Here is a 23,380-nt window from a genome sequence, read left to right as displayed (position 1 = left end):
CGGCGTGCCGCGCATCTCGGTGGTGGTGCCCACCTACAACCGCAGCGAGCTGCTGGCCCGCACGCTGCGGCAGCTGACCCGGCAGACCCTGCCGCGCGACGCGTTCGAGGTGATCGTCGCCGACGACGGGTCGTCCGACGACACCCGCCAGGTGGTGGACTCGTTCGCCGACCGGCTGCGGATCGCCTACCACTTCCAGGACGATCTCGGCTTCCGCGCCGGCACCGCCCGCAACGCCGGTGCCCGCCTGGCGAGCGCCCCGCTGCTCTGCTTCCTCGACACCGGTGCGATCCCCGGCGACGACTTCCTGCGCCGGCACCTGGCCGAGCACGAGGAGGCGGCGCGACCCACGATCGTCGTCGGTTATGCGTACGGCTACGACCCGGAACACCCGGTGCACGCCCTCGACCGGATGAGCCGGATGTCGCCGGAGGAGATCGTCGACGAGCTCGGTGACGACCCCGGCTTCCGCGACATCCGCCACCCGCACTTCGACGCGTGCGGTTTCGACCTGCACCGGCGATCCCTGCCGTGGAACCTGCTGTTCACCATCAACTGCTCGATGGCCGCCGCCGACTTCCACGCCGTCGGCGGCTTCAACGAGGACCTGACCGGCTGGGGCGGCGAGGACCTCGAGCTCGGTTATCTGCTGCACCGGCACGGGCTGCGGTTCCGGATCAGCCGGGCCGCCTGGGTGATCGAGTCGCCGCACGGCCGCCCGGAGATCAGCACCCTGCTCGACACGTTCCGCGACAACGTGGAGCGCTCGCTGCGGCGCTACCCCGACTCCGCGTTCGAGGTGGGCTGGGCGCTGATCGGGATGAACCGCCCGTTCTTCACCTGGAACGACGAGTACCGCACGTTCGCGTTGTGGCGCGAGAAGGTCCAGGACGTGACCGTGGCCGACGAGATCGCGGCGGCTCGGCGCGCGGCCGGCCCGGACGCCCGGATCGTGGTGTTCGGTGCCGGCGCGGCACTGCCGCCGGACGCCGGCCCGCTGGTGGCGCTGGACTTCGACCGTGCCGCGGTGGCCGCGCTGACCCGCGACGGGCACCCCACGACGTACGCGATCGGCCTGCGCACCCCACTGGCCGCCGGCTCCGCCGACCTTGTCGTGATCACGTCCCGGCTGGCCGGGTTGTGGGAGCGCTGGCACCGCGACCTGCTCGCCGAGGCGCACCGGATCGGTGCCGCCGTCTCCACGGAAGGAATCGGATGACCGTCAGCCGCGAGATCCACCTGATCGCCCGTCCGCCCGGCCGCCTGCCGGTGCCCGGCACACTCGCCGTGGTCGAGGTCGAGCTGCCTGACGTGCCGGAACCCGGCGAGGTGGTGGTCCGCAACACCTACCAGGCCGTCGACCCGGGCCTGCTGCAACGCATGCAGGACATCGACGGCCCCGGCGAACCGGACTTCGCCCTCGGCGGCCCGCCCTGGGGCCATGCCCTCGGCGAGGTCGTCGCGTCGGCGTCACCCGACCTGAACCCCGGCGACACCGTGCTGCACAACCTGGCCTGGCGCGAGTACGCGGTGGCACCCGCCGACAAGTTCCGCGCCGTCCCGCTCGACCGCTTCCCCTCGGTGACCCACCACCTCAGCTCCGCGGTCGTCGCCTGGGTGGGCCTGAGCCTGGTCGAGATCCACCCCGGCGACACCGTGCTGGTCTCCAGCGGCGTCGGCGCGGTCGGCAGCGTCGCCGGCCAGCTCGCCCGGGTCCGCGGCGCCGGCTACGTGATCGCCAGCACCGGCTCCCCGGCCAAGGCCAAGCTCGCCACCGAGCAGCTCGGCTACGACCGCGCGTTCGACTACCACGACGGCTGGCCCGACGACCTGCCCGGCGTCGACGTCTACTACGACAACGCCGGCGGCCGGCAGCTCGAGTCGGCGATCACCGTGATGAACACCCACGGGCGGATCGTCAAGTGCGGCGGCACCGACCAGATCCGCACCGGCGAGCCGTACGGCATCCGCAACATCGAGCAGTTCGTGCACCGCCGGCTGTCGATGCACGGGATGGCCACCATGGACCACGAGGACCTGTTCGCCGAGTTCGACCGGGAGTTCCCGCCGCTGGTCGCGGACGGCCGGGTGGTGCTGCCGGAGACGATCGTGGAGGGCGGCCTGGACCGGCTGGTCCCGGCCGCGGAGGCGCTGCTGACCGGCGCGTACTCGGGCAAGGTCCTGCTGAAGTTCTGACCACGCGACAGCGCGAGGGCGGCGGTCCGGTGGGACCGCCGCCCTCGTCGTGCCCGGTCGCTCAGCTCCACAGCACGGTGGTGCGGTGCAGCAGGCGCTGGTGCTTGCGCCGGTCACACGCGGTACGGGTGTGCATCGTCGCCTCGTTGTCCCAGATGACCAGGTCACCGGCGGCCCAGTGGTGCCGGTAGACGTACCGGTCGGCGGTGGCGTGCTCGTGCAGCTCGGCCAGCAGCTCCGCGGTCTGCGCCTCGGGCAACCCCTCGATGCCACTGATGATCATGCTGCCGAGCAGCAGCGAGCGCCGGCCGGTGACCGGGTGCACCCGGACCAGGGGGTGCGCGACGTCCGGCATCTTGGCCCGCTGCTCGGGGGTCAGCGACGCCTTGTGCGGGTTCACCTTGCGCTCGGTCTCCACCAGGTGGTTCATCGAGTGGACCGCCCGCAGCCCGGTGATCCGCTCGGCCAGCCGCACCGGCAGGTCGTCGTAGGCGGCGGTGGAGTCGGCGAACAGCGTGTCCCCGCCGGTGGTCGGCGCGACCAGCGAGTAGAGCAGGGAGGCACGGCTTGTCTGCTCCTTCCACGAGTAGTCGGTGTGCCACTCCTCCTGCTCGTCGCCGTCGTAGAGACCGATCGGCTTGCCGTCCACGAAGATGTTGCTGATCTTCAGGACCTCGGGGTGCTCCGGCACCACGTAGGTGGACACCGGGTACACGTCGAGCGGGCCGAACCGCCGGCTGACCCGCACGTGCTCCTCGTTCGTGAGCTGTTGACCCGGCAGCACCAGGACACGATGCTCGGTCAGGTCGGCGACCAGCGCGTCCACCGTCGCCTGCCCGGCGGTCCGCAGATCGAGATCGGTCACCCGGGCGCCGAAGGTCTGCCCCAGCGGCTCCAGGCGGTAGGTGGTCGTGGGTGTCGTCATGGCGGTGCCCCTTGTCTGCCGAGGGATGGATGGGTGCGACGACGGCGGCGGCCGCCGGGGGAGGGGCGGTCCGCCGCCGTCGCCGGGCTATCGGGTGACCGCGTAGGCCCGGATCGGGAAGCTGCCCATCCCGGCGATCGGCACCGGCGCCGCGTGGAACCGGAAGTCCCGGTTCAGCAGCTCGTGCAGGTTGTGCAGGTGCTCCACCACCGGGATGCCGGCGCCGAGCAGGCCGGTGTGCGCCGGCCGGGTCATGTCGGCCATGTCGTCGATGTTCACCGAGTCGATGCCGACCAGCGCCGGACGCTGCCCGATCAGCCAGTCCACCAGGGCGGCGGTCACGAACGGATGCTCGGCTGCGCCGTACTCGGAGGTGCGCCAGTGCCGGTCCCACCCGGTGTGGATCAGCACCGCCCGCCCGGTGACGTCGATGCCGTCGAACAGCTCCGGGCCGACCGCGCGCCCGGCACCGGTCGCGTCGATCACCACGCCGGGGACGTCGGCGAGCCGGTCCAGATCGATTCCGGACAGGTCCACGCCCTCGGGATACCTGTGGAACGGGGTGTCCAGGTAGGTGCCGGTGTTGGCGATCAGGGTGACCGCGCCGATCTGGAACTCGGTGCCCACCGGATAGCGGTCCCGGGACGCGGCGCGGGACAGGTGATCGCTGATCACCGGTCCGGGCAGCCCCGGGTAGGTGACCATGCCCGCCTCGATGAGGTGCGACAGGTCGACGATGTGGCTCATGGGTCCTCCTCAGCGTGGCAACAACGTGTCGTATTCGGGTTTCTGCTTCCAGGCGGGCTCCGGGGGCGTGTACTCCGGGCGCGGGCAGTGCGCGGAGTGCGTGCCGGTCGCCGGGTCGTGCAGGTAGCGGGGGCAGTTCTCGAAGACCTGCTCGACCCGGATCCGCAGCACCGCCTCGGCGCCCTGGTGGCCGCCGGCGTCGCGGCTGACCGTGCTGGTGCCGTTCACCCGCAACTTCGCGGGCAGCTCGGGGAAGAGGAACAGCAACCCCACCCGGCCCGAGGCCGCGGCATTGCCCAAGGTCCGATACATCCCGTTGCCGTCGTAGCTGGGTATCTCCAGCGTCCGCTGGTCGACCACCCGCACAAAACCCGGCAACCCTCCTTTGTACGAACAATCAGGCTGCCCGTCCGGGCTGACCGTCGCGACGAACACCGCGTCGGCGCCGCTGATCCAGCGCACGTGGTCGTCCTCGAGCGCGTCGGTCACGTACTTGCGGGCCAGGTGCCCGGCGAGCTCCCGGGTGCCGAACGCCTCCTGCAGGCGCCGGCTGCCACCGTGGTAGAAAGCGGCCGGCTCCATGACTAGCGCAGCGCCTTCATCTGCTGCCACACGCGCTGGTAGTACGCGTTGGCGACCCGCTCCCGGGTCAGGATGCCCAGGCAGATCTCGCGCAGCAGGGCCGGCGACGTCTCGACCAGCGGGGTGAGGACGTTGTCCAGCCACTCCGCGCCGTGGTCCTCGTCGACGTGCACGTGGATCCGCTGGTAGGTGATCACGTCTTCCGGCACGCCGAGCCGGGTGCAGCCGGCCACCATCGCGGTGAACCGCGGCGGGGCGCTGTGCTCCATCAGGCCGAGCGCGCCGACCGAGCGGGGGATCAGGTGCCGGTGGATGCCGTACATCAGGGTGAGGCTGGCGTTCTCGAAGATCTCGGCGCAGATCACCTCGTCGGCGTCGTAGCCGTGCTCGGCCAGCCGCTCGCGCATGTACCGCGCGGAGTGCTCGAACAGCACCGTGTGCATCCGGTCGAGCGAGCCCTGGCCCATCTCGTCCCAGTAGTTCTCGCCGATCACCAGCTTCATGGCGCCGGACGAGCCCAGCTGCGCCAGCGCCACCAGGTCGTCGAAACGGCTGTCGACGAGCTCCTCGGCCAGGAAGAACAGCGCCAGCTCGGCGATCGTGGCGTCCTCGGCGAGATAGCGGCAGAACTCCGGCTGGACGTGGTTGGCGCTCAGCGCGCGGAACCAGTCCGGGAACTCCTCGGCGGTGCGCGGCAGGCGATCGAGGTCGACCTGCGCGTCCTCCCAGTCGAGCCAGGTCTGTTCCAGACGGGCGATCGCCGGATCGGTGTTGAGCCGGGGGATCTGCGTGAAGTCCTCCGGCGCCGACAGGTAGGCGGCGTAGTGCGCGTGCAGCGTGCGGAACAGGTCCTGGCGCACCGCCTCGAGGGCGTTCCCCTCCGCCGGGACGGCCGCGAGGTCGGCCGGGAAGGCCGTCGCGAGGTTCTCGTCGGTGATTACGGTGGTCGTCGCCATGTCAATGTCTCCTTGATGATGGGGCGGGGTGATTGTTGTTTCAGTGGTTATCGGCGAGTGGCGACATTCGGGGCCAACGGGGTCAGCGCACGGGGATCCGGTTCGGCCAGGAATTGCGGCCGCGGATCGGTCACGTCGTGCGGGACGTTGTCGACAGCGTTGTAGACCAGAATGACCATGGCGCGCCGGCCCGGCGACATGTTCCGGGTCGAGGCGTGCAGCAGATTCGGATCGAAGAACAGTACGCAGCCGGTCGGCCCCTTCGGGCTGACCATGCCGTTGCGCTGCGCCATGCTCGCGATCACGTCGTCGCTGACCTGGAACTTCTCGTCGGCGGTGAGCGTGGCCACCCACTGCGGCGCGTCCTCGTAACCCAGCGGCATGCCGTCGCGGCCGGTGGCGGTCAGCACGCCGTCGCGGTGCGAGCCGGGGATGAACGTCAGCGGCCCGTTGAACTCGTTCACGTCGTCCAGGAAGATCGCGACGTTGACCAGGTCGGGGCGGGTGATCCCGTCGTCCTGCAGCCAGTAGATGTAGTCCTGGTGCCAGTCCCACTGGTCACCGGCGAACGCCGCCTTGATGTTGACTTTGGACTGGTGCACGTAGACGTCGTTGTGCAGGATCTGCTGCACCGCGCCGAGCAGTGCCGGGTGCCGCATCAGGTCGGCGAAGACGCCGTCCTGCTGGTGGATGCCGTAGACGGACCGCGGCGTGACACCGTCGCGCTCCATCACCCGGGCCGGGCTGTCCACCTCCAGCAGCCCCGGAACGGCGCCGATGATCTCGGCGAGGGTCTCGGCCGGCAGGAAACCCGGCGGCATGAGCAGGAAACCGTCCTGGCGATACTGCTCCAGCATCACCGGATCGAGAATTCCCGGCGCCATTCTGGTGGTTCGTTCCATGTCGCAGCCTCCTTCATCGTCAATTCACGATGGGCCATTGTTTGTGCGTATCGCTCAGCCGTCCGGTGTGGCGGGAAAGCGGCGCCCGGTGCGTTTTACTAAGGCAAGCTTGTCCTCTGTCCGCGACGCAGGCATCTCCCAGGGTGCGCTCCCCCTATCCGCCACCCGGACCCCCTATCGTTTGACAGGGAGACCCCTTCGGCGCCGAGGAGTGTGGGCATGGTCGACCGCATGGCACTGTTCCAGCGGATGGCGAAGAGCGTTCCGGCGTACGCCGAGTTCCTGGCCGGCCAGCGGGTGGACCCGGATCAGGTGGTCACGCCGGCGCAGATTCCGCTGATGACCAAGGCCGCCTACATCAACACGTACGACCTGCCGTCACGCTGTCTCGGCGGCACCCTGACCGGAAGTGACATCGTCGCGGTCTCGTCCGGATCCTCCGGCCGGCCCACCGTCTGGCCCCGGTCGGTACGCGACGAGGCCGCGGTCACCGCCCGCTTCGAGCAGGTCTTCGCCGGGGCGTTCCAGGCGGCCGAGAAGTCCACGCTCGCCGTGGTCTGTTTCGCGCTCGGCAACTGGGTCGGTGGCATGTACACCACCGCGGCCTGCCGTCACCTGGCCGCGGAGGGCTACCCGATCACGGTGGCCACGCCCGGCAACGACGTCGACGAGATCCTGCGGGTGGTCGGCGAGCTGGGGTCCTACTTCGACCAGGTGGTCCTGCTCGGCTACCCGCCGTTCGTCAAGAACGTGATCGACGTCGGGGCGGCCCGGGGCACGCACTGGCCGTCGTACCGGATGAAGGTGGTCCTGGCCGGTGAGGTCTTCAGCGAGCAATGGCGGGATCTGATCACGGCCCGGACCGGGGCGACGGATCCGGCGGAGAGCTCGGCCTCGCTCTACGGCACGGCGGACGCCGGCGTGCTCGGCAACGAGACCCCGCTGAGCATCCGGATCCGCCGGTTTCTCGCCGACCGGCCGGACGCGGCGACCCGGCTGTTCGGCGACGCGCGCCTGCCGACCCTGGTGCAGTACGACCCGGCCACCCGGTTCTTCGAGACCGTCGACGGCACCCTCGTGTTCTCCAGCGACGGCGCGGCGCCGCTGCTGCGCTACCACATCGCCGACGAGGGCGGCGTGATCGAGCACGACCGGATGATCGATTTCTGCCGTGAGCACGGGTTCGACCCGGGCAGCGGGCCGGACCTGCCGTTCGTCCACGTCTTCGGTCGGTCGCTGTTCACCGTGTCCTACTTCGGCGCGAACATCTACCCGGAGAACGTGACCGTCGGCCTGGAACGCCCGCACGTGGCACCGCACGTCACCGGCAAGTTCGTGCTACGCACGGTCGAGGACGCCGACCGCGACCGGCACCTGTCGGTCGTCGTCGAGCTGGCGCCCGGCGAGCCGGCCACCGCGGACCTGGCCGCGTCCGTCGCCGCCTCGGTCCGCACCGAGCTGCTGCGGCTCAACAGCGAGTTCGGCCACTACGTGCCGGCGGCCTACCAGTCACCGCAGATCCTGCTGCGCCCGTGCGGCGACCCGGAGTTCTTCCCGCCCGGCGTGAAGCACCGCTACACCCAGCGACCGGCGCCGGACGAGCCCTGAGCTCAAGCGCAGCCTGCGCGAACAGCCGCAGCTGCCGTCGTGCGGCGTCGCGGCCGAGGAGCCGGGCACGACCGAGGACTGGCACGCCGCAAGCCGCCGTCTCAAGAAGTGAGCGCGAGGTCGGGGCTCGGACCCGCAGACTCGCCGCGGCGTCGTGGTCCTGGCGGTCACCGCCCCTGCGCCGCGGCGCCGAGGGGCGGGGCGGCCCAGCTGCGGAGCAGGTCGACGCGTCGTTCACCCGGCTCGGCACCGACTACGTCGACCTGATGCAGATCCACCGCTTCGACCCGGAAACCCCGGTGGAGGAGACCATGGCGGCGCTGCACGACGTCGTCAAGGCGGGCAAGGTCCGCTACCTCGGTGCGTCGTCCATGGGGGCATGGCAGTTCGCGAAGCTGCAGCACGCCGCCGAGCGTCACGGCTGGACGAAGTTCGTCTCGATGCAGGACCAGTACAACCTGGTCCAGCGCGAGGAGGAGCGGGAGATGTTCGGCCTGCTCACCGACGCTGTCGCCGCGCTCGACCTGACACTGACATCGACGCAGAAATCGACGCAGAAGAGGTTTGCCGGCTCGCTCCCGGGTAGTTGATGAGCAACCCCTTCTAAGGAGAATCTCGTGACTACCGTGACCGAGTCCGTGGACGTGAACGTGCCGATCGGCACGGCCTACAGCCAGTGGACGCAGTTCGAGGACTTCCCGCAGTTCATGGACGGCGTCGAGTCGATCACCCAGATCGACAGCACCCACACCCACTGGGTGACCAAGATCGCCGGTCAGACCCGCGAGTTCGACGCGGAGATCACCGAGCAGCACCCGGACGAGCGGGTGGCCTGGAAGAGCACCAGCGGCGACACCAAGCACGCCGGCGTCGTCACCTTCCATCGGCTCGCCGACAGCGAGACCCGGGTGACCGTCCAGCTCGACTGGGAGCCCGAGGGCTTCATCGAGAAGGTCGGCAGCGCCATCGGCGTCGACAGCCACCAGGTGAAGGCGGACACCAAGCGGTTCAAGGACTTCATCGAGAGCCGCGGCGCCGCCACCGGCACCTGGCAGGGCGACGTGGCCCGGCCCGACGCCTGACCCACGATGCGAAAGCCGGAGTGGAGCGGTTGCTCCACTCCGGCTTTCCCGTCCGTGCGGTCAGTCGTTAGCGTTGACGTCAGGTGCACGGCACGGGGGAGGACTGTCGGTGATCATTCTGTGCGCGGTGTTCGGGCGCGACGACCCGGCGTCACCGCTGCGACGCATGGCCGGGACGGCCCTCGCGGAGCACGTCGAGGCCGGATCCGACGACGCGTGGCGCGACGACGTGCTGATCGCGGTCAGCGAGCTGGTGCAGAACGTGGGCCAGCACACCGGCGGTGGCGGGGAGCTCACGCTCTCCCTCACCGCGGACGGTGTCCTCGTCGAGGTCGCCGACACCGCGGTCGGCGCGCCGCAGGTGCGGCATCCCGGTGCCCGGCAGGCCGGTGGCCGGGGCCTGCTCCTGATCGACGCGATGGCGCTGGCGTGGGGCACCCGATCCGGTGAGGCCGGCAAGACGGTGTGGGCGTTGATGCCCGCACCGGTCACCGCCGTTGCGATCCGGGCCGCCGTCTGACGACCCGTCCGGTCAGTGCGCGTGGTGGTACTGGTGCACCACGGCGTGACCCTTGCCGCGTGAGATCATCCAGCGGTTGACCGGGGTGGTCAGCAGGAACGCCACGACCAGCGAGCCGGCCAGCGACGCCCAGAACAGCGCGCTGGTGAGCCCGGCGTCCATCGCGCCCGGCACGGCCACGATGACCGCGTTGTCCAGCAACTCCATGATCGCGATGGAGACGGTGTCCGCGGCCAGCGCCACCTTCAGCGCGGTCCGGACATCGACGCCGGCACGCAACACCCCGCGCATGGTCAGGGCATAACCGAACACAAAGGCCAAAAAGATCGACAGTACGACGGTGGCGGCGTTGTGCAGGCCGGCGGCCGTGCCGATCACCATGCCCAGCACCTCGCCGATGGCGCAGCCGGTCAGGCAGTGCACCGTCGCCGAGGCTGCCATGCCCCACGTAGCTGTCGGATGTGTCTGGTGCGGATCGACGCTCATGCGCCCACCATACCCCTAGGGGGTATTAGCGCCAAGGTCTGACGGCCGACGCCGGCCCGACCGGTCGTCCGCGCGGGACACCGCGGGCAGCAGCGCCGCCAGCACCACCATCACGGCGGCGACGATCACGATGCCGAGGAAGATCCGGTGTACGGCCGTGGTGAGGCCCGCCGCGGTGACCTCGCCCGACCCCAGCACCGCGTTGGCGACCGCGCCGAACACCGCCACACCCAGGGCGCTACCCAGCGACCGCAGGAAGATGTTGTTCGCCGTGACCACGCCCCGCTCCGCCCAGCCGACGCTGGACTGCGCCGCGATCAGGGTGGGCGCCGCCGTGAGTCCCATGCCCAAGCCGATGATCAGGCAGAACGCCGCCACCTCCAGCACGCCGGAGTGCTGTCCGAGCAGGAGCAGCAGCGACGACCCGAGCAGCACCAGCGAGGTGCCGATCAGCGCGCAGGTCCGGAACCCGAAGCGCAGGTAGACCCGGCCGGCCTGGCTCGCCGAGATCGGCCAGCCCAGGGTCAGCGCGGCCAGGGCCAGCCCGGCGACGAGCGGCCCGGCCCCGAGCACCTGCTGGGCGTAGGTCGGCACGTACGAACTGAGCCCCATCAGGATGGCGCCCACCCCGACGGCGAGCTGCCCGCTGGTCACCAGCAGCCGGCGCCGGAACATCCAGAGCGGCAGGACCGGCTGGGCCGCCGTGCGCTCCACGAACCCGAACGCGACCAGGAGAACGGTCCCGGTGCCGAGGATCGTGACGCCGGCCGGTGACGCCCAGCCCCAGGCCTGCCCGCCCTCCAGGACGCCGAGGATGAGCAGCGTCAACCCACCGGTGAGCAGGGCCGAGCCGGTGTAGTCGATCACCGGGCGGGCCCGCTCCGGCTTCTCGTGGAACTTCCGCATGATCATCCAGGCGGCGAGCAGGCAGAGCGGCACGTTGACGAAGAAGATCCAGCGCCAGCTGACGTACTCGCTGAACACGCCGCCCAGGGTGGGGCCGACGACCGAGGAGATGCCCCAGACGCTCGCCACGTAGCCCTGGACCTTGGACCGCTCCTCCATCGAGTAGAGGTCGCCGACGATCGTGATCGTGGTGGGCTGGATCGCGCCGGCGCCCAGGCCCTGCACGACGCGGAATGCGATGAGCACCCAGATGTTCCAGGCCAGCCCGCAGAAGATCGACCCGAGCAGGAACAGCGCGATCCCGAACAGGATGACCGGCTTGCGGCCGAACATGTCGTTGAGCTTGCCGTAGACCGGCACCGACACGGCCTGGGCGAGCAGGTAGATCGAGAAGAGCCAGGGGAACTCGTGGAACCCGCCGATGTCGGCGACCACCGACGGCACGGCGGTCGCGATGATCGTCGAGTCGATCGCGATGAGCCCGGTGGCCAGCATCATCGCGCCGAGGACCGCGCCCCGGTCGCCGCGCAGCCCGATCCTGTTGTCTGACATTTTTGTCACCATAATCGCTGGTCCGGCCCTCGTCCCAGCAAAGCAGGTCGGCTGACCGCGCCGCGTCGACGCCGGGCACCGTGATTTCGGGCCGCCCGGCGTCGACGAGGGTTCAGTTGAGTTGGCTCTCGTCGGCCTTGTCGTAGGGGCGGATCTCGGCCAGCCGGCCCTCGCGCAGCTTGGTCGGCCAGGCCGGCTCGGAGAGCAGGGCGCGGCCCAGCGCGACCAGGTCGAACTCACCGCGTTCGAAGAGCTCCAGCAGCGGCGCGACACTCAGCGTCGAGGCCGGCTCCTCGCTCTCGCCGCGGAAGGCCTGCGCCACGCCGACCGAGCCGATCGCGACGACCGGCAGCCCGGTGACCTTCTTCGTCCAGCCGGCCAGGGTCAGCGACGAGTCCTCGAAGGCCGGCAGCCAGTACCGCCGCGTAGACACGTGCAGGCCGGTGATCCCGGCGTCCACCAGCGGGGCGAGCAGCTGCTCCAGCTCGCCGGGCGTCTGTGCGATCCGGGCGTCGAAGTCGGCCCCCTTCCACTGCGAGAACCGGAAGAGCACCGGGAAGTCCGGCCCGACGCTCGCCCGGATCGCGGCCACCACCTCGGCGCCCAGCCGGGCCCGGTTGGCCGGGCTCCCGCCGTGCCGGTCACCGCGGCTGTTCATCCCCGACCAGAGGAACTGGTCCAGCAGGTAGCCGTGTGCCCCGTGGATCTCCACGCCGTCGAACCCGGCGAGCTGGGCGTCGCGGGCCGCCCGCGCGAACGAGGCCACCACCGCGTCCAGGTCGTCGGGCGTCGCGGGCTCACCGACGACGGTGCCGTCGGCGCGCCGCCCGGACGGGCTCAGCACCGGCGCGTCGGGGTGCGGCGGCGCGCCCGCGGCCCGGGTGGCGCCGAGGTGCCACAGCTGCGGGACGATCCGCCCGCCGGCCGCGTGCACCGCCTGCGTGACGGCGCGCCAGCCGTCGAGGGCGTCCGCACCGTAGAACCGCGGCACCCGATCGCTGGACCCGGCGGACGGATGGTCCACGTAGGTGCCCTCGGTGACGATCAGCCCGACGTGCGGTGCCCGGCGCGCGTAGTAGGCCGCCACGTCGGCGCCGGGAACCCCGCCGGGCGAGAACTGCCGGGTCATCGGCGCCATCACGAAGCGGTTGGCCAGGTCGACACCACCGAGGGTGTACGGGGCGAACAGGGGCGCGGGATCCACGTCGATAGTCACATCACGATCAAATCAGCGGCCCCCGCCGTTAATCCGGCTCGCGTGCAGGTGTGGCCTGTCTCATGCGGAGGGGCAGGTGACCGACGAGACGAAGTGCATCTCCGGGAAGTCCGGGTGCGGGCCGTCCAGCAGCCGCTGCCGCTGCCCGCGCAGGTGCCGGTCGAAGAACGCCAGCGGATACGCCTGCTGGATCCGTACCGCCTGGGCCGGGTCCAGCGGCGCGGCGGCGCGCGCCGCCAGCTGGGGGAGCAGCCACGCCTGATCGCAGAACGACCCGTGGTCCGCGCCCTCCGCGTGCACCTGCCGCCGCCACCCGTGCAGCAGCGGCCAGAGCTCGGCGACCCCGGACTCCTCGGCGCAGGGCGTGAACTCGGCGGTCATCAGCATGAACGGCCGGTCGATCGCGGCAGGTCGCGGCTGGGACAGCATCGGGCCGTCGAAGCTGAGCCCGGCCCGCACCCGCCGATCGGTGTTCATCACCAGCGCGGTCGCGGTCGCACCCTTCGACCAGCCGAACATGCCGATCCGGTGCAGGTCCAGCGCTCCCGCCAGGTTCGCCGGGAGCGGCCGCCGCTGAAGGTCCGGGTTGCGGCCGCCGGCCAGGTCCGCGATCCGATCAAGCAGATTTCGTACGTCGTGAGCATGATCCCAAGGAGTGCCGTTGTCGTCCTCGCTGGGCACGGTGACCCGCCCGTCGGGGAACTCGCTGAACGAGTCGTCCGGATGGTCCACGGTGACCACCACGTAGCCGTGACTGGCGAGTTCCTGCACCACGATGGTGGTCTCGGACCGGTGGCCGTTGGAGCCGTGCGAGAACACCACCACCGGTCGCGGCCCGCCCGTCAGCACCGCGGCGCCCTCGTGCCCGGCGGTCAGCGGCGAAGCGATGTCGGGGTCGAGCCCGTTCGCGGCGAGCAGCTCCCGCAGCGGCGCGGCGGCCAGCCACGGCGCCACCGGATGACGCCTGACGTCCCGCGCCGGATACCAGAAGCTGGCCATCATCTCGCGCCCCGGCCGTCCTCTGTCGCCGAGGTGCATGGACACCGTGCCGACCGGGTGCGGCCCGGTGGGCGCGGGCAGGGTCAGTCGCGCCGGTGCCGCCGCGGCCCGGCCGGCACCGAGGGGTAGGGCGACCCCGGCCGCGAGTGCCGTGGTCAGCAGGTGTCGACGGGTCAGTGCGGTGGTCATCGGTCCTCCGGGTTGTCGGTGGTTTCCACGCGGGCGATGAGCTGTTTGAGCCGGCGGATCTCGTCGGTGAGCGCGGTGGTGCCGGCCGCGGTCAGGGTGAGCCAGGTGCGGCCGCGCCGGCCCTCGTAACCCTTCTCCACCTCGATCAGCCCGGCCTGTTCCAGGACGCTCAGGTGCTTGGAGAGGTTGCCGGCGGTCAGCTGCAGCTGGGTGCGCAGGTAGCCGAACTCGACCCGGCGCGCCTCGTGCGTGATGGTCAGGATCCCCAGGCGTACGCGCTGGTGCACCACCTCGTCCAGGCCGTGGGCCGGGTGCGCGGCGTCCGGCTCCGGGGTGCCGGTCACGGCGGTCACCGGTGCTGCCGGCGGGCGGCTGCCCGGAACCCGGCCGCGCCCAGCAGCAGCACCACCCCCCGCGATGAGCTGCGGCACCGCCAGGCCGGCCCGGATCTGCCAGTGCGGCGGCCCGAAGCCGAGGTTCATCGGCAGCACCAGCAGCACCAGCGCCAGGTAGGCCAGTACGGCAGCGGGTCGATCGGTGCCGGATGGCTCGGGAAGTACAGCGCCGCCGCCACCCAGGCCGCGGTGAACACGACGGTGGTCACGGCACCGGTGATCGCGTAGGGCATGACCCGGGCGCCGAGCCCCCGGGTTCGGGCTGTCCGTACGTACCAAAAAGTGATTGTCGCGTAAGCCGACAGCAGCGCCGGCGGCCAGTAATAGAGCACGCCGCGGCGCGCGAACTCGCAGCTGCCGTCGGCGTGACAGGTGAGGTGCATGCCGAAGTGCAAGCGCGGTCGGTTCGAGAGTGCTCAAGCGACGTCCATCGCGTTGAGCGACTTGATGGTGCCCACGACCGGGCCCTGGATTCCGCAGTTCCCGCACGTGAAGTCGGCCGAGGCGCCGACCCAGCACCCCAGCTCGGCGCAGCTGCCGCAGCGCACGAAGTTGACCGCCGCGCAGCCCGGACAGCCGGTGTAGCCGGGCGCGAGGCCGAATTGCCCGGTCATCGCGATCCGCCCGGGCATGGCGCCACCCTCCGGCAGCGGCTCGGCGGACACCTCCGCCAGCTGCCACTCGGTGCCGTTGTGGTGAAAGGTGGCGAGGCGGGTCTGTTTGTCGGTCCCGCAGTGGAAGGTGAGCCAGGCGCTCTCAGCCATGCGCGAACTCCTATCCCGAAGGTGTGCCGCCAGCCCATCGAAGCAGAGGCATACAACCGGATCGCGGGAGCCGGTGAGAAGCGATGCCGCCGCCTTCCGGTCCGCAGCCGCCGCCCTCCTTGCCGAAAAGGTTTTCGTAGGTCAGAGTGGCCCGCAATCGACATTCATCGATTGCGATGAGTGGGCGTGCTTGCCGACGCCGCGCCCGCGACGCTGCGCTCTGGCGCTTCGCGGGGCGGCGCGCACCCACCGTGGCATCCGACCGAGTTTCCGCAAGGAGGCGATGATGTTCCACCGAGCACGCCGCACCCCGCTCATCGCGGCCACCCTGGCCGCCCTCGCCGGCGGCACCACAGCCGCCACCGTCACCACGACCGCGCACGCCGCCGCCTCGGGCTGCCGCGTGCAGTACACGATCGGCTCGTCATGGTCCGGCGGTTTCTCGGCGACCGTCGCGGTGACCAACCTCGGTGACGCCGTGACCGGCTGGACCGTGCGCTGGTCGTTCACCGCCGGGCAGACCGTCACCCAGGCGTGGAACGCGACCACGACACAGAGCGGCGCCGCCGTCACCGCGGTCAACGCCGCCTGGAACGGGCCTCTGGCCACCGGCGGCAGCACGTCGTTCGGCTTCAACGGCGCGTGGAACAACACCGCCAACCCGGTACCGGCGAGTTTCACGCTCAACGGCGTGACCTGCACCGGCGCGACCACGTCACCGACCGCCACCACGTCACCGACCGCCACCATGTCACCGACCGCGACACCGTCGTCCTCGACTCCGCAGACACCCCCGGCGCGAACCGTGCGCGTCTTCTGGCTCAAGCCCACCGACGTGGCCTACGACCAGCGCTACCCCGACGGGATCGCCGGTGTCATGCGGGAGGCGCAGAGCTTCTTCCGCCAGCAGCTGGGCAAGACGTTCACGCTGAACAGCCCGGTCGTGGAGGCGGTCGACGGCCTGCACGACACGAGTTGGTACATCAACAACAACTGCGATCCCAACGGGGACCGGTACGCCTGCGTCATCTTCAACATGCAGGGCGAACTTCAGCAACGGTACGGCCTGAGCAACCCGGACAGCCGCTGGCTCTTCGTCGCCGAAGTCAGCGCCGAGGAAGCCGGCAAGTCCGGTGGCGGAGGCCAGCCCGGCTGGGTGCTGCTGAGCGGCCACGACGCCGACGGGGCGGCCGGCAAGACCGAGCCGATGCCCCGTTGGTACGGCGGCATGGTCCACGAGCTCGGCCACGCGTTCGGCCTCCCGGACGCCACCTCCACCGACGGCACCTGCATGTCGGCGTCCTTCTACGGCTACCCGAACTGCACGTTCAGCCAGGCCCAGAAGAACGGCATCCTCAACGGCCCGTACGGCAGCTTCCTGTCCTGACCCGCGGTCAGCGCGGACTGGGCGCGAGGGTGGCCCGCGCCGGTGTGGACCTGGTCGGCGTCGGCTCGGCCGTCGACGTCGTCCGGGTCGCCGCGGACGGGGTGACCTCCGGCGCCACTGTCGCCGTCGGGCGCGGCACCGGCGAGGCGGGTAACGGCGACGACGACGGCGAAGCCGGTGCCGCGGGCGGGGCCGGCGTCGGATCCGCGGGCCGGAGCAGGGCGAACGCCGTGACCGACACCGCCGCGGCGGCGAGGCCGGCGGCGATCGGCAGCGACCACCGGGCCACGGTGCTCCGGCCGGCGGTCCGGGACGGCGCCGACGCGGGGCGCAGGTCCCGGCTCGTCACCGTGGTGGCCCGGGCGGACAGCGCCTCCCGCAGGCGCCGTTCCAGATCGGTCTCGGTCATCTCTCCTCCAATCGCGTGCGGAGCAGGGTCAGGGCGCGGTGTGCTGTCGACTTGACGGTCCCGGCGGAGATCCGCAGCGTGCCGGCGATCTCCTGCTCGGACAGCCCGGACCAGTAGCGCAGCACGATCACCTGTCGCTGCCGGGCGGTGAGCCGGCCCAGCGCCTGGATCACCTCGCGGTCACCCGTACCGAGAAGGGCTTCGTCCTCGGCGGCCGGCGCCGGTTCCGGGCGCGGCGGCAGGTAGGCGCGGGCGATCCGGCGCCGCCGCAGCGCCGACCGGGCCGCGTTCATCACCGCGGACACCAGGTAGGCGTTCGGGTTGGCGACCGCGTCCAGGCCGGTGCCGTGCCGGCGGTAGAGCCGGGTGAAGACGTCCTGGACGATGTCCTCCGCGGTGGGCAGATCATCAACCATGAGTACCGCGAGCCGGACCAGCGGCAGCCGGCGCTCCCGATAGAGCTCGTCGATCGCGGGCGCCGCGGCCGCCGCCGTCACGACACGGCTGGACGCGGCCCCGCGCATCCAGCGCAGCAACGACGGGGGCATCGGGAGCACGAAGATCAAAAGGGCCTCGCGGTGTGGGTCGGGGAGACGGGCGGACGGTGGCGCGCCGGCCGCACGGGGCGGCCGGCGCGCGATACCTCAGGAAGCGGCCGAGGCGCTGGGCGTCGGCGCGATGGTGGGCCGGCGGGTGACGGGCGACCGCGTCGGCGCGGGGGTCTGCTCCCGGGTGGAAGCGGTGGGGACCGGCGTGGCGGTCTCCACCCGGGTGGGGACCGGTGAAGCGGTCTGCACCCGCGTGGGGACCGGCGAGGCGGTCGGCTTCCGGGTGGAAGCGGGGGGCACCGGCGCGGGTGAAGCAGTGGCGGCGGTGCGGGTCGGCGCGACGGACGCGGTCGGAGTCGGGGCCGGAGCCGGGGTCTCCTCGTCGGCGAAGGCCGCCGCGGCGGACACCCCGCCGATCGCGATGACGGCCACGGTTCCGGCGGTGACCGCGAGGGCCCGGGTGGTTCTGCGCATCTCAAGCTCCAGCACTGTGTCGGTCGGTGCACTGTCACCTGGGAGGACGCGCCGGCCCGGAAAAGGTTGGCGGCTAGGCTGTGACCCGCGCCACATCCGAGCGATGACCGGTCAGGAACTCGGTCAGGTTGCGCCACCGCGGCTGCATCGCCCGGGCGGCACCGGTGCCCCGCAACCCGAGCGCGTGCTCGGAGAACTCCGCGTAGTACTGGAACATGTTGCCCAACTCGTCCGCGCCCGGGAAGCCCAGCCCCCGTAGCTGATCATGCGTCGGCGGCCGGTAGACCACCAACTCGCCGAGCGTCCTGGCGAACGCCACCGCGATCTGCTCGCCGGTCAGATGCTCGGTCGCCACCGGGATGGTGGCGCCGATCGTCTCGGCCGGCCGCCGCAGCGCCCGCGCCGCGATCGCGCCCAGGTCGTCCAGGGCCACCCCGGCGATCGCCGCGTCCCCGATCGCCAGGTGCAGCGCGAGTTTCCCGTCCGGGTCACGCTGCGGCGCGAGGTCGCCGAGCAGGTTCTCCCAGTAGAACGACATCAACAGGTACGTCACCGGCAGGCCGGACTCCGCGAACAGCGCGTCGGCCGTTCCACCCTTCACGTCGAAGTGCGGCACCCGATAGCCGCCGTCGAGCAGCGGCATCCGCTCGTCGCCCGCCGGGATGGCCGCCCGGGTGTCCTCGAGCGTCGACCACAGCACGTGCCGCAGCTCGGCGCCCCGGGCCGCCCCGATCAGGTTCTGCACCTCGGCGATCTCCCGTTCCGGCGAGCGGTGCTCCCAGTACGGCGTGACCAGGAACGCCCCGTACGCCCCGTCGAACGCCGCGCGCAGACTGTCCCGGTCGTCGAGCGTCGCCGTCACCACCTCGGCGCCGAGCTCGGCCAGCGCGCGGGCCTTCGGCGACCCGGCGTCGCGCGTCACCGCCCGTACGGTGAACGTCCCGTCCGCGAGCAGCGCCCGCGTGACGCCGCCGCCCTGGGCGCCGGTCGCGCCGACCACGGTGATCAGTTTCGGGCTGGACATCAAGGTTCTCCTGTTCCGAATTCGAAGCAAGTAGGATGGCCGGCGTGACTGACGAGACGCCTGGCCTGAGCCCCGAGGAGCTCGGTGCGTATTTCGCGGTGATGGAGGTCAGCAGCCTTCTGCAGTACGCGGTCGACGCGCACCTGCGGGCCGAGGGCGACCTCAGCTACGTGCAGTTCCAGATCCTGGCCCGGCTGGTGGACGCCCCGGACGGCCGGCTGCGGATGACCGATCTGGCCGACGGCGTGGTGTACAGCCGCAGCGGCCTGACCTACCAGGCCGGGCTGCTCGACAAGCGGGGCCTGATCACCCGCTCGTCGTCACCCGACGACGAACGAGTGATCGTGGTGACCGTTACCGACAGCGGCCGGGCCCTGGTCGCCCGGGTGCTGCCGGGGCACGTGGCCGACGTGCGGCGGCTGCTGTTCGACCCGATGGCCACCGGCGACCTGGCAGCGCTCAGCGAGGTGCTCGGCCGGGTCCGCGCCCACATGCGGGCGACACCGCCCCGCTCCGCGAAACCCCGGGCCAAGCGCCGGGGCGCCGGCTGATCAGGAGCCGACAACGATCACGGTCTTGCCGGGCACCGCGCCCGGCTCGGCGTGCACGGACGCCAGCGCGGCCAGCGGCACCCGCCGCGCCACGTCGACGTTCAGCTTCCCCGCGTCGACCAGCGCCACCAGCCCGGCCAGCTGCTCCGCGTCACTGCGGACGAACAGGTTGACGCCACGCACCCCGCGCTCCTCGTCACTCGGTGCCGGCATCCACACCGTCGTGTTCACCAGCACCCCGCCGGGCCGGATCAGCGTGACCAGCGCGGCCAGCTGCTCCGGCGCGACCGGCGCGAGGTTGACCACCACGTCGACCGGCTCGGCCTTCCCGGCACTGTCCGGGTCGAGGACCTCGTCCGCCGCCCGGACCCGGCCCGCGCTGCGCGCTCCGGCGACACCGATCACGTACGCGCCGGCGTTCTTGGCCAGCTGCACGGCGTAGTCGCCGACCGCGCCGCCCGCCCCGTTGATCAGCACCCGCTGCCCGGCGGTCAGCTCGGCGTGGTCGAACAGCGCCTGCCACGCGGTGAGGCCCACCGTCGGCAGCGCGGCCGCGTCGACCAGCGGGATGCTGCTCGGCGCGGCGGTCAGGATCTCGGCCGGCGCCAGCACGTATTCCGCGGACGCACCGAGCCCGGTCATCGGCAGGAACCCGATCACCTGGTCACCGACGGCCACCGTGTCCACGTCCGGGCCGAGCGCGTCGACGGTCCCGGCGACGTCGAGGCCGGGGGTGTGCGGCAGCGTCACCGGGATCGGGCCCTGCATGAACCCGGCGCGGATGTTGCCGTCGACCCCGTTGAACGACGTCGCGGCCACCCGGATCCGGACCTGTCCGGCGGCGGGAACGGGCTGCTCGACGTCCTCGTAGCGCAGGACGGACGGGTCGCCGTACTCGGAGAAACGCACTGCCTTCATGACGACTACCTACCTTGAGGAGAGATGTTTTGCTTCGAACTCGAAGCACTTTCTGACCGTAACATGCTTCGGATTCGAAGCACAGTGGAAGAGGTGTGACGCCGGAGACGCTTAGACGGCGGCCAGCATCCGCAGCTTCTCCTGGCTCGGCGAACCGGGCACCGCGGTGAAGACCAGCAGCTCGTGCGACTGGTCGCGGTCCAGCACCGGCTGGCAGTAGAGCTCCAGCTCGCCCAGCTCGGCGTGCCGGTAGCGCTTGAGGTCGTGGTGGTGGACCACGTCCACCTCGTGCCGCCGCCAGATCGCGGCGAACTCCGCACTGACCTCCAGCAACGCCGCGACGATCTCGCCGGCCTTACCGCCGGGATCCGCGCTGTACGCCGCCCGGATGTCCGCGACGAACACCCGCCCGCGCAGCGGATGGTCCTCGATCGGATAGAGGTCGCGCATCGCCGGCTCCACGAACCAGCGATACACCAGATACCGCGACAGCCCGCTGAACCGCGTCCAGTCCCCGCCGAGCAGCGCCACGGCCGGCCGCGTCTGCAGCAGCACCTCGCCGAACTGCGAGAACAGCAACGCCGGCACGTCCGCAAGACTGGCGACGATCCGCATCATCACCGGGCTCGGATGATCGTCCCGGATCCGCCGCACCGGCGCGGCATGCCCGGCGAGCCGGAACAGATGATCCCTTTCGGCCAGCGTCAGCCGCAGCCCCCGAGCCAGCCCGGCGAGCATCTGCTCGGACGGCATCGACCCACGTTGCTGCTCGATCCGGTTGTAGTAATCCACCGACATCCCGGCGAGCACGGCGACCTCTTCGCGCCGCAACCCGCTGGTCCGCCGCACCGGCCCGCGCAGCAGCCCGACGTCCTCCGGCTGCAACGCCTCCCGCCGCGCCCGGAGAAAATCCGCCAGCTGTGCCCGATCCATCCGCCCCACCTCCGATCAACACGGTCAATGATGCGGCAGCGCTCCAGCCAGGCGAAGGCCGCGATCATCCAGGGAGAGGTTGTCCCTGGATGATCGCGGCACCCTTGCAAGATCAAATTCAAATGCAGGATGTCGTGCGTCCGCTGGGGTACAGACCGCCGCTCCCGCCGGGACCCTCCAGGCTTCGCTGGCCGCTACGCGTCCAAAACGCCAACCCTTCCGGGCGACATCCGCGCTCCCTCCAGGTCACCCCAACCCCACCCGGCCCGGTCACCCGAGTGCGTGTGGTTCAGGGCGCGCGCCGCCCTGTTCACTGCTTGCGTGGGGAGTTTGGGTGCGGAGCGCACCGCAACTCCCCACGCTCGCTGGGTTCACTGCTTGCGTGGGGAGTTTGGGTGCGGAGCGCACCGTAAGTCCCCACGCTCGCTGGGTTCACTGCTTGCGTGGGGAGTTTGGGTGCGGAGCGCACCGCAACTCCCCACGCTCGCCTGGTTGCTTGCTTGCGTGGGGAGTTTGGGTGCGGTGGGGTCAGCTTGGGGTGCTGGTCAGGGACGGCCAGGGGAAGCGGGCGGCGAAGCTGGTGAGCATGTCCACCCACATCGCGACCAGCTTGGGGTTGGCGGTCTCGCCGTCCGAGGTGGCGCACAGGTAGGTGCCCTCGATCCACCAGCGGCGCGGGAAGTCCGGTGCGGTGGTGGCCTGGCGTACCTCGGGGGTGAGCAGCACCCGGCCGAACCCGGAGTGGTCGGTGTGATCCTGCGGCTGGCCCGGGCGGACCGCGGGCAGTCCCAGGATCTGCCCCAGCAGGGCGGCGGTCGGTTCCGCCTCACCCGCACCCTCCTCCTGCTGCAGGTAGGGCAGGTAGGACGAGATCAGGTAGGGCAGCGCGACCGGCAACTGGATCAGCCACACGGTCTGCGGGTGACCGGTGCGGTCGTTCGGGCGGCGCCGGTCGAACACGATGAAGTTCAGCCCGTTGACCGCGCCGTAGACGACCTCCTGGCCGGTGGTCGACGTGGCGTCGTTGGGCACGGCCACCAGCCGCGGGGCGGTGCGCGGGCCGGGCACCGGGACCTCGGCCTCGTGGGCGTAGGTCCAGCCCTTCTGCTGGGCGAGCCGCTGGCGCAGCAGACTGCCGGCCTGCCCGGCGAGCTTCCGGTAGCCCTTCATCACGCCGATCAGCAGCGCGATCTCGACGATCAGGGTGCCGATCCCGATGATCCATCCGTTGACCTGCGGCACGGCCTGCACCATGGCGGCGATCCCGGCGATGGCACCGAACGACAGGAACGTGACGCCCAGGACCGGCGAGTCCCGGCCGGTCTTGCGCTCGACGGCCAGGGCCACCGCGCCGACGATGACGAGGGCCAGCGTCGCGGCCGCGGGCACCGGTAGACCGGTCGACGCGAGCGCCGTGGCCAGCCCGAGGGTGACTCCGAACAGGAGGATCGCCATAAAACGTACGCCGTACGACATGTTTTTTCTCCTCTGCCCGGTCAGGGGCGCATTTTGCCCACGTAGGGGCCGCTGTCCACGACCGGGCGGCCGAGTTGGGCGACGATCTGTTCCAGCCGGGGGCCCAGCGGTTGCTCGCCCTTGCCGACGGCCGACTCGACCACGACCTTGCGGCCGTCGAAGGTCACCACGTAGTAGCTGAGCAGGTTGCCGGCCAGCGCGGTGTTGCCGCCGGCCTTCCAGAGCCAGAGCTCGTCCACCTCGGTCCACGCGACCGCGTCGACCTTCTTGTTCTTGGTGTGCACGAGACCGTTCTCGAACAGGTATGTGGCGGTGAAGCCGGCGGCCAGCGCCATCACGGCGTAGACGATGACGACCAGGCCGATCACGATCATCGGGCAGGCCAGCAGCGCCAGCGGCCGGAAGTCGATGAGCGAGCCCACCCAGGCGACCAGGGCGCCGCCGGCGATCAGCGCGATGCCGCCGCCGAGGCCGAAGGCCAGGTTGCCGAACGGGTTGGTGCCGCGCTGCCCGGCGATCAGACTGCCGAACTGGCGGCTCGCGGCGGCCTGGAGCACTTCGTCCGGCGGGGCCTGCGGCGGCGGTGCGGCGAAGCCGGGTTCGGGCGTGGCGGGAGGGTAAGTCATCGATACCTC

General features: G+C 71.1%; 27 protein-coding genes and 1 pseudogene. 8 read left to right on the top strand and 20 right to left on the bottom strand.

What is annotated here, in order from left to right; translation table 11 throughout:
* The first annotated feature begins 4 nt into the window (after positions 1-4).
* Together ADL15_RS04555 and ADL15_RS04550 are read left to right on the top strand one after the other, a co-directional pair.
* Positions 5-1,219: a glycosyltransferase gene (locus ADL15_RS04555; RefSeq protein WP_232343889.1), complete on the top strand. Its 1,215-nt coding sequence runs from the start codon at positions 5-7 to the stop codon at positions 1,217-1,219.
* The gene (locus tag ADL15_RS04550; RefSeq protein ID WP_067685302.1) at positions 1,216-2,196 is read left to right on the top strand and encodes an MDR family NADP-dependent oxidoreductase; all 981 of its coding nucleotides are present in this window, start codon (positions 1,216-1,218) and stop codon (positions 2,194-2,196) included. The genes ADL15_RS04555 and ADL15_RS04550 overlap by 4 nt, the downstream gene beginning before the upstream one ends.
* A gap of 61 nt (positions 2,197-2,257) precedes the next feature.
* Here the strand turns inward: ADL15_RS04550 and ADL15_RS04545 are convergent, their stop codons facing one another.
* From ADL15_RS04545 to ADL15_RS04525, 5 genes are all read right to left on the bottom strand, one after another.
* Positions 2,258-3,121, bottom strand: coding sequence for a TauD/TfdA dioxygenase family protein (locus tag ADL15_RS04545; protein ID WP_067685301.1), 864 nt, complete (start codon positions 3,119-3,121; stop codon positions 2,258-2,260).
* An 87-nt stretch (positions 3,122-3,208) separates the two neighbouring features.
* Positions 3,209-3,868 carry a cyclase family protein gene (locus ADL15_RS04540; RefSeq protein WP_067685300.1) on the bottom strand — a complete coding sequence of 220 codons (660 nt, stop codon included), beginning with the start codon at positions 3,866-3,868 and terminating at the stop codon, positions 3,209-3,211.
* A 9-nt stretch (positions 3,869-3,877) separates the two neighbouring features.
* Complete coding sequence (locus ADL15_RS04535; RefSeq protein ID WP_067685299.1) at positions 3,878-4,450, bottom strand: pyridoxamine 5'-phosphate oxidase family protein; 573 nt, start codon at positions 4,448-4,450, stop codon at positions 3,878-3,880.
* A gap of 2 nt (positions 4,451-4,452) precedes the next feature.
* Positions 4,453-5,406 (bottom strand): iron-containing redox enzyme family protein, encoded by a 954-nt coding sequence (locus tag ADL15_RS04530; protein ID WP_067685298.1) that lies wholly within the window; start codon positions 5,404-5,406, stop codon positions 4,453-4,455.
* Positions 5,407-5,453: 47 nt separating this feature from the next.
* Positions 5,454-6,308 carry a phytanoyl-CoA dioxygenase family protein gene (locus ADL15_RS04525; protein ID WP_083970890.1) on the bottom strand — a complete coding sequence of 285 codons (855 nt, stop codon included), beginning with the start codon at positions 6,306-6,308 and terminating at the stop codon, positions 5,454-5,456.
* A gap of 219 nt (positions 6,309-6,527) precedes the next feature.
* Between ADL15_RS04525 and ADL15_RS04520 the strand changes: the two genes are divergently transcribed.
* The 4 genes and pseudogenes from ADL15_RS04520 (at position 6,528) to ADL15_RS04505 (ending at position 9,518) form a co-directional block, all read left to right on the top strand.
* A complete protein-coding gene (locus ADL15_RS04520; protein WP_067685297.1) occupies positions 6,528-7,916 on the top strand; it encodes a phenylacetate--CoA ligase family protein in 1,389 nt (462 codons plus the stop codon).
* A gap of 221 nt (positions 7,917-8,137) precedes the next feature.
* Positions 8,138-8,422, top strand: a pseudogene (locus ADL15_RS04515) (aldo/keto reductase); the annotation flags it as partial.
* A gap of 111 nt (positions 8,423-8,533) precedes the next feature.
* Positions 8,534-8,998, top strand: coding sequence for an SRPBCC family protein (locus ADL15_RS04510; protein WP_067685296.1), 465 nt, complete (start codon positions 8,534-8,536; stop codon positions 8,996-8,998).
* A 109-nt stretch (positions 8,999-9,107) separates the two neighbouring features.
* Positions 9,108-9,518 (top strand): ATP-binding protein, encoded by a 411-nt coding sequence (locus ADL15_RS04505; RefSeq protein WP_067685295.1) that lies wholly within the window; start codon positions 9,108-9,110, stop codon positions 9,516-9,518.
* A gap of 12 nt (positions 9,519-9,530) precedes the next feature.
* On the opposite strand, the gene ADL15_RS04500 is transcribed toward ADL15_RS04505, so the two are convergent.
* The 7 genes from ADL15_RS04500 to ADL15_RS04470 all read right to left on the bottom strand — a co-directional run bounded on the left by ADL15_RS04500 (position 9,531) and on the right by ADL15_RS04470 (position 15,025).
* Complete coding sequence (locus ADL15_RS04500) at positions 9,531-10,004, bottom strand: DUF4396 domain-containing protein (protein ID WP_067685294.1); 474 nt, start codon at positions 10,002-10,004, stop codon at positions 9,531-9,533.
* Positions 10,005-10,019: 15 nt separating this feature from the next.
* A complete protein-coding gene (locus ADL15_RS04495; protein ID WP_067685293.1) occupies positions 10,020-11,462 on the bottom strand; it encodes an MFS transporter in 1,443 nt (480 codons plus the stop codon).
* Positions 11,463-11,574: 112 nt separating this feature from the next.
* Complete coding sequence (locus ADL15_RS04490) at positions 11,575-12,678, bottom strand: NADH:flavin oxidoreductase (protein ID WP_067685292.1); 1,104 nt, start codon at positions 12,676-12,678, stop codon at positions 11,575-11,577.
* Between the two features lie 60 nt (positions 12,679-12,738).
* Positions 12,739-13,866: an alpha/beta hydrolase family protein gene (locus ADL15_RS04485; RefSeq protein WP_067685291.1), complete on the bottom strand. Its 1,128-nt coding sequence runs from the start codon at positions 13,864-13,866 to the stop codon at positions 12,739-12,741.
* Entirely contained in the window at positions 13,863-14,219 is a 357-nt protein-coding gene (locus tag ADL15_RS04480; RefSeq protein WP_067685397.1) for a winged helix-turn-helix domain-containing protein, read from the bottom strand. Before ADL15_RS04480 ends, ADL15_RS04485 begins: the two co-directional genes overlap by 4 nt.
* A 125-nt stretch (positions 14,220-14,344) precedes the next feature.
* Entirely contained in the window at positions 14,345-14,644 is a 300-nt protein-coding gene (locus tag ADL15_RS04475) for a hypothetical protein (RefSeq protein ID WP_198170524.1), read from the bottom strand.
* Positions 14,645-14,677: 33 nt separating this feature from the next.
* Positions 14,678-15,025, bottom strand: a complete 348-nt coding sequence (locus ADL15_RS04470) for a hypothetical protein (protein ID WP_067685289.1) — start codon at positions 15,023-15,025, stop codon at positions 14,678-14,680.
* Positions 15,026-15,308: 283 nt separating this feature from the next.
* Between ADL15_RS04470 and ADL15_RS04465 the strand changes: the two genes are divergently transcribed.
* Positions 15,309-16,412, top strand: a complete 1,104-nt coding sequence (locus ADL15_RS04465; protein WP_232343887.1) for a cellulose binding domain-containing protein — start codon at positions 15,309-15,311, stop codon at positions 16,410-16,412.
* A 7-nt stretch (positions 16,413-16,419) separates the two neighbouring features.
* Here the strand turns inward: ADL15_RS04465 and ADL15_RS52650 are convergent, their stop codons facing one another.
* The 4 genes from ADL15_RS52650 to ADL15_RS04445 form a co-directional block, all read right to left on the bottom strand.
* Positions 16,420-16,821: a hypothetical protein gene (locus ADL15_RS52650; protein WP_067685288.1), complete on the bottom strand. Its 402-nt coding sequence runs from the start codon at positions 16,819-16,821 to the stop codon at positions 16,420-16,422.
* The gene (locus tag ADL15_RS04455) at positions 16,818-17,369 is read right to left on the bottom strand and encodes an RNA polymerase sigma factor (RefSeq protein WP_083970917.1); all 552 of its coding nucleotides are present in this window, start codon (positions 17,367-17,369) and stop codon (positions 16,818-16,820) included. The genes ADL15_RS52650 and ADL15_RS04455 overlap by 4 nt, the downstream gene beginning before the upstream one ends.
* 96 nt (positions 17,370-17,465) lie before the next feature.
* On the bottom strand, positions 17,466-17,843 hold the full coding sequence (locus tag ADL15_RS04450; protein WP_067685287.1) for a hypothetical protein: 378 nt from the start codon (positions 17,841-17,843) through the stop codon (positions 17,466-17,468).
* A gap of 73 nt (positions 17,844-17,916) precedes the next feature.
* Positions 17,917-18,867 carry an NmrA/HSCARG family protein gene (locus ADL15_RS04445; protein WP_067685286.1) on the bottom strand — a complete coding sequence of 317 codons (951 nt, stop codon included), beginning with the start codon at positions 18,865-18,867 and terminating at the stop codon, positions 17,917-17,919.
* A gap of 44 nt (positions 18,868-18,911) precedes the next feature.
* Between ADL15_RS04445 and ADL15_RS04440 the strand changes: the two genes are divergently transcribed.
* The gene (locus ADL15_RS04440; protein WP_067685394.1) at positions 18,912-19,418 is read left to right on the top strand and encodes a MarR family winged helix-turn-helix transcriptional regulator; all 507 of its coding nucleotides are present in this window, start codon (positions 18,912-18,914) and stop codon (positions 19,416-19,418) included.
* On the opposite strand, the gene ADL15_RS04435 is transcribed toward ADL15_RS04440, so the two are convergent.
* The 4 genes from ADL15_RS04435 to ADL15_RS04420 all read right to left on the bottom strand — a co-directional run bounded on the left by ADL15_RS04435 (position 19,419) and on the right by ADL15_RS04420 (position 23,371).
* Complete coding sequence (locus tag ADL15_RS04435; protein ID WP_067685285.1) at positions 19,419-20,336, bottom strand: NADP-dependent oxidoreductase; 918 nt, start codon at positions 20,334-20,336, stop codon at positions 19,419-19,421. It abuts the gene before it with no gap.
* Positions 20,337-20,447: 111 nt separating this feature from the next.
* Complete coding sequence (locus ADL15_RS04430; RefSeq protein WP_067685284.1) at positions 20,448-21,269, bottom strand: helix-turn-helix transcriptional regulator; 822 nt, start codon at positions 21,267-21,269, stop codon at positions 20,448-20,450.
* 528 nt (positions 21,270-21,797) lie between these two features.
* Positions 21,798-22,745, bottom strand: a complete 948-nt coding sequence (locus ADL15_RS04425) for a hypothetical protein (RefSeq protein ID WP_198170518.1) — start codon at positions 22,743-22,745, stop codon at positions 21,798-21,800.
* Between the two features lie 20 nt (positions 22,746-22,765).
* On the bottom strand, positions 22,766-23,371 hold the full coding sequence (locus ADL15_RS04420) for a DUF6585 family protein (RefSeq protein WP_067685282.1): 606 nt from the start codon (positions 23,369-23,371) through the stop codon (positions 22,766-22,768).
* Positions 23,372-23,380: the final 9 nt, after the last annotated feature.

The organism is Actinoplanes awajinensis subsp. mycoplanecinus, assembly GCF_001509495.1.
GTDB classification, from domain to species: Bacteria; Actinomycetota; Actinomycetes; order Mycobacteriales; family Micromonosporaceae; genus Actinoplanes; species Actinoplanes palleronii.
The sequence above is the reverse complement of the archived record's forward strand: the minus strand, read 5'-3'. Positions and strand labels throughout refer to the sequence as shown.

Bases quoted from the DNA above. Each gene is read 5' to 3' on its own strand.
- ADL15_RS04545 (WP_067685301.1), bottom strand. From the start codon at position 3,121: ATGACGACACCCACGACCACCTACCGCCTGGAGCCGCTGGGGCAGACC.
- ADL15_RS04550 (WP_067685302.1), top strand. From the start codon at position 1,216: ATGACCGTCAGCCGCGAGATCCACCTGATCGCCCGTCCGCCCGGCCGC.
- ADL15_RS04465 (WP_232343887.1), top strand. From the start codon at position 15,309: ATGATGTTCCACCGAGCACGCCGCACCCCGCTCATCGCGGCCACCCTG.
- ADL15_RS04485 (WP_067685291.1), bottom strand. From the start codon at position 13,866: ATGACCACCGCACTGACCCGTCGACACCTGCTGACCACGGCACTCGCG.
- ADL15_RS04425 (WP_198170518.1), bottom strand. From the start codon at position 22,745: ATGTCGTACGGCGTACGTTTTATGGCGATCCTCCTGTTCGGAGTCACC.
- ADL15_RS04430 (WP_067685284.1), bottom strand. From the start codon at position 21,269: ATGGATCGGGCACAGCTGGCGGATTTTCTCCGGGCGCGGCGGGAGGCG.
- ADL15_RS04535 (WP_067685299.1), bottom strand. From the start codon at position 4,450: ATGGAGCCGGCCGCTTTCTACCACGGTGGCAGCCGGCGCCTGCAGGAG.
- ADL15_RS04475 (WP_198170524.1), bottom strand. From the start codon at position 14,644: ATGCACCTCACCTGTCACGCCGACGGCAGCTGCGAGTTCGCGCGCCGC.
- ADL15_RS04420 (WP_067685282.1), bottom strand. From the start codon at position 23,371: ATGACTTACCCTCCCGCCACGCCCGAACCCGGCTTCGCCGCACCGCCG.
- ADL15_RS04445 (WP_067685286.1), bottom strand. From the start codon at position 18,867: ATGTCCAGCCCGAAACTGATCACCGTGGTCGGCGCGACCGGCGCCCAG.
- ADL15_RS04450 (WP_067685287.1), bottom strand. From the start codon at position 17,843: ATGCGCAGAACCACCCGGGCCCTCGCGGTCACCGCCGGAACCGTGGCC.
- ADL15_RS04540 (WP_067685300.1), bottom strand. From the start codon at position 3,868: ATGAGCCACATCGTCGACCTGTCGCACCTCATCGAGGCGGGCATGGTC.
- ADL15_RS04520 (WP_067685297.1), top strand. From the start codon at position 6,528: ATGGTCGACCGCATGGCACTGTTCCAGCGGATGGCGAAGAGCGTTCCG.
- ADL15_RS04525 (WP_083970890.1), bottom strand. From the start codon at position 6,308: ATGGAACGAACCACCAGAATGGCGCCGGGAATTCTCGATCCGGTGATG.
- ADL15_RS04470 (WP_067685289.1), bottom strand. From the start codon at position 15,025: ATGGCTGAGAGCGCCTGGCTCACCTTCCACTGCGGGACCGACAAACAG.
- ADL15_RS04435 (WP_067685285.1), bottom strand. From the start codon at position 20,336: ATGAAGGCAGTGCGTTTCTCCGAGTACGGCGACCCGTCCGTCCTGCGC.
- ADL15_RS04455 (WP_083970917.1), bottom strand. From the start codon at position 17,369: ATGCCCCCGTCGTTGCTGCGCTGGATGCGCGGGGCCGCGTCCAGCCGT.
- ADL15_RS52650 (WP_067685288.1), bottom strand. From the start codon at position 16,821: ATGACCGAGACCGATCTGGAACGGCGCCTGCGGGAGGCGCTGTCCGCC.
- ADL15_RS04530 (WP_067685298.1), bottom strand. From the start codon at position 5,406: ATGGCGACGACCACCGTAATCACCGACGAGAACCTCGCGACGGCCTTC.
- ADL15_RS04500 (WP_067685294.1), bottom strand. From the start codon at position 10,004: ATGAGCGTCGATCCGCACCAGACACATCCGACAGCTACGTGGGGCATG.
- ADL15_RS04495 (WP_067685293.1), bottom strand. From the start codon at position 11,462: ATGTCAGACAACAGGATCGGGCTGCGCGGCGACCGGGGCGCGGTCCTC.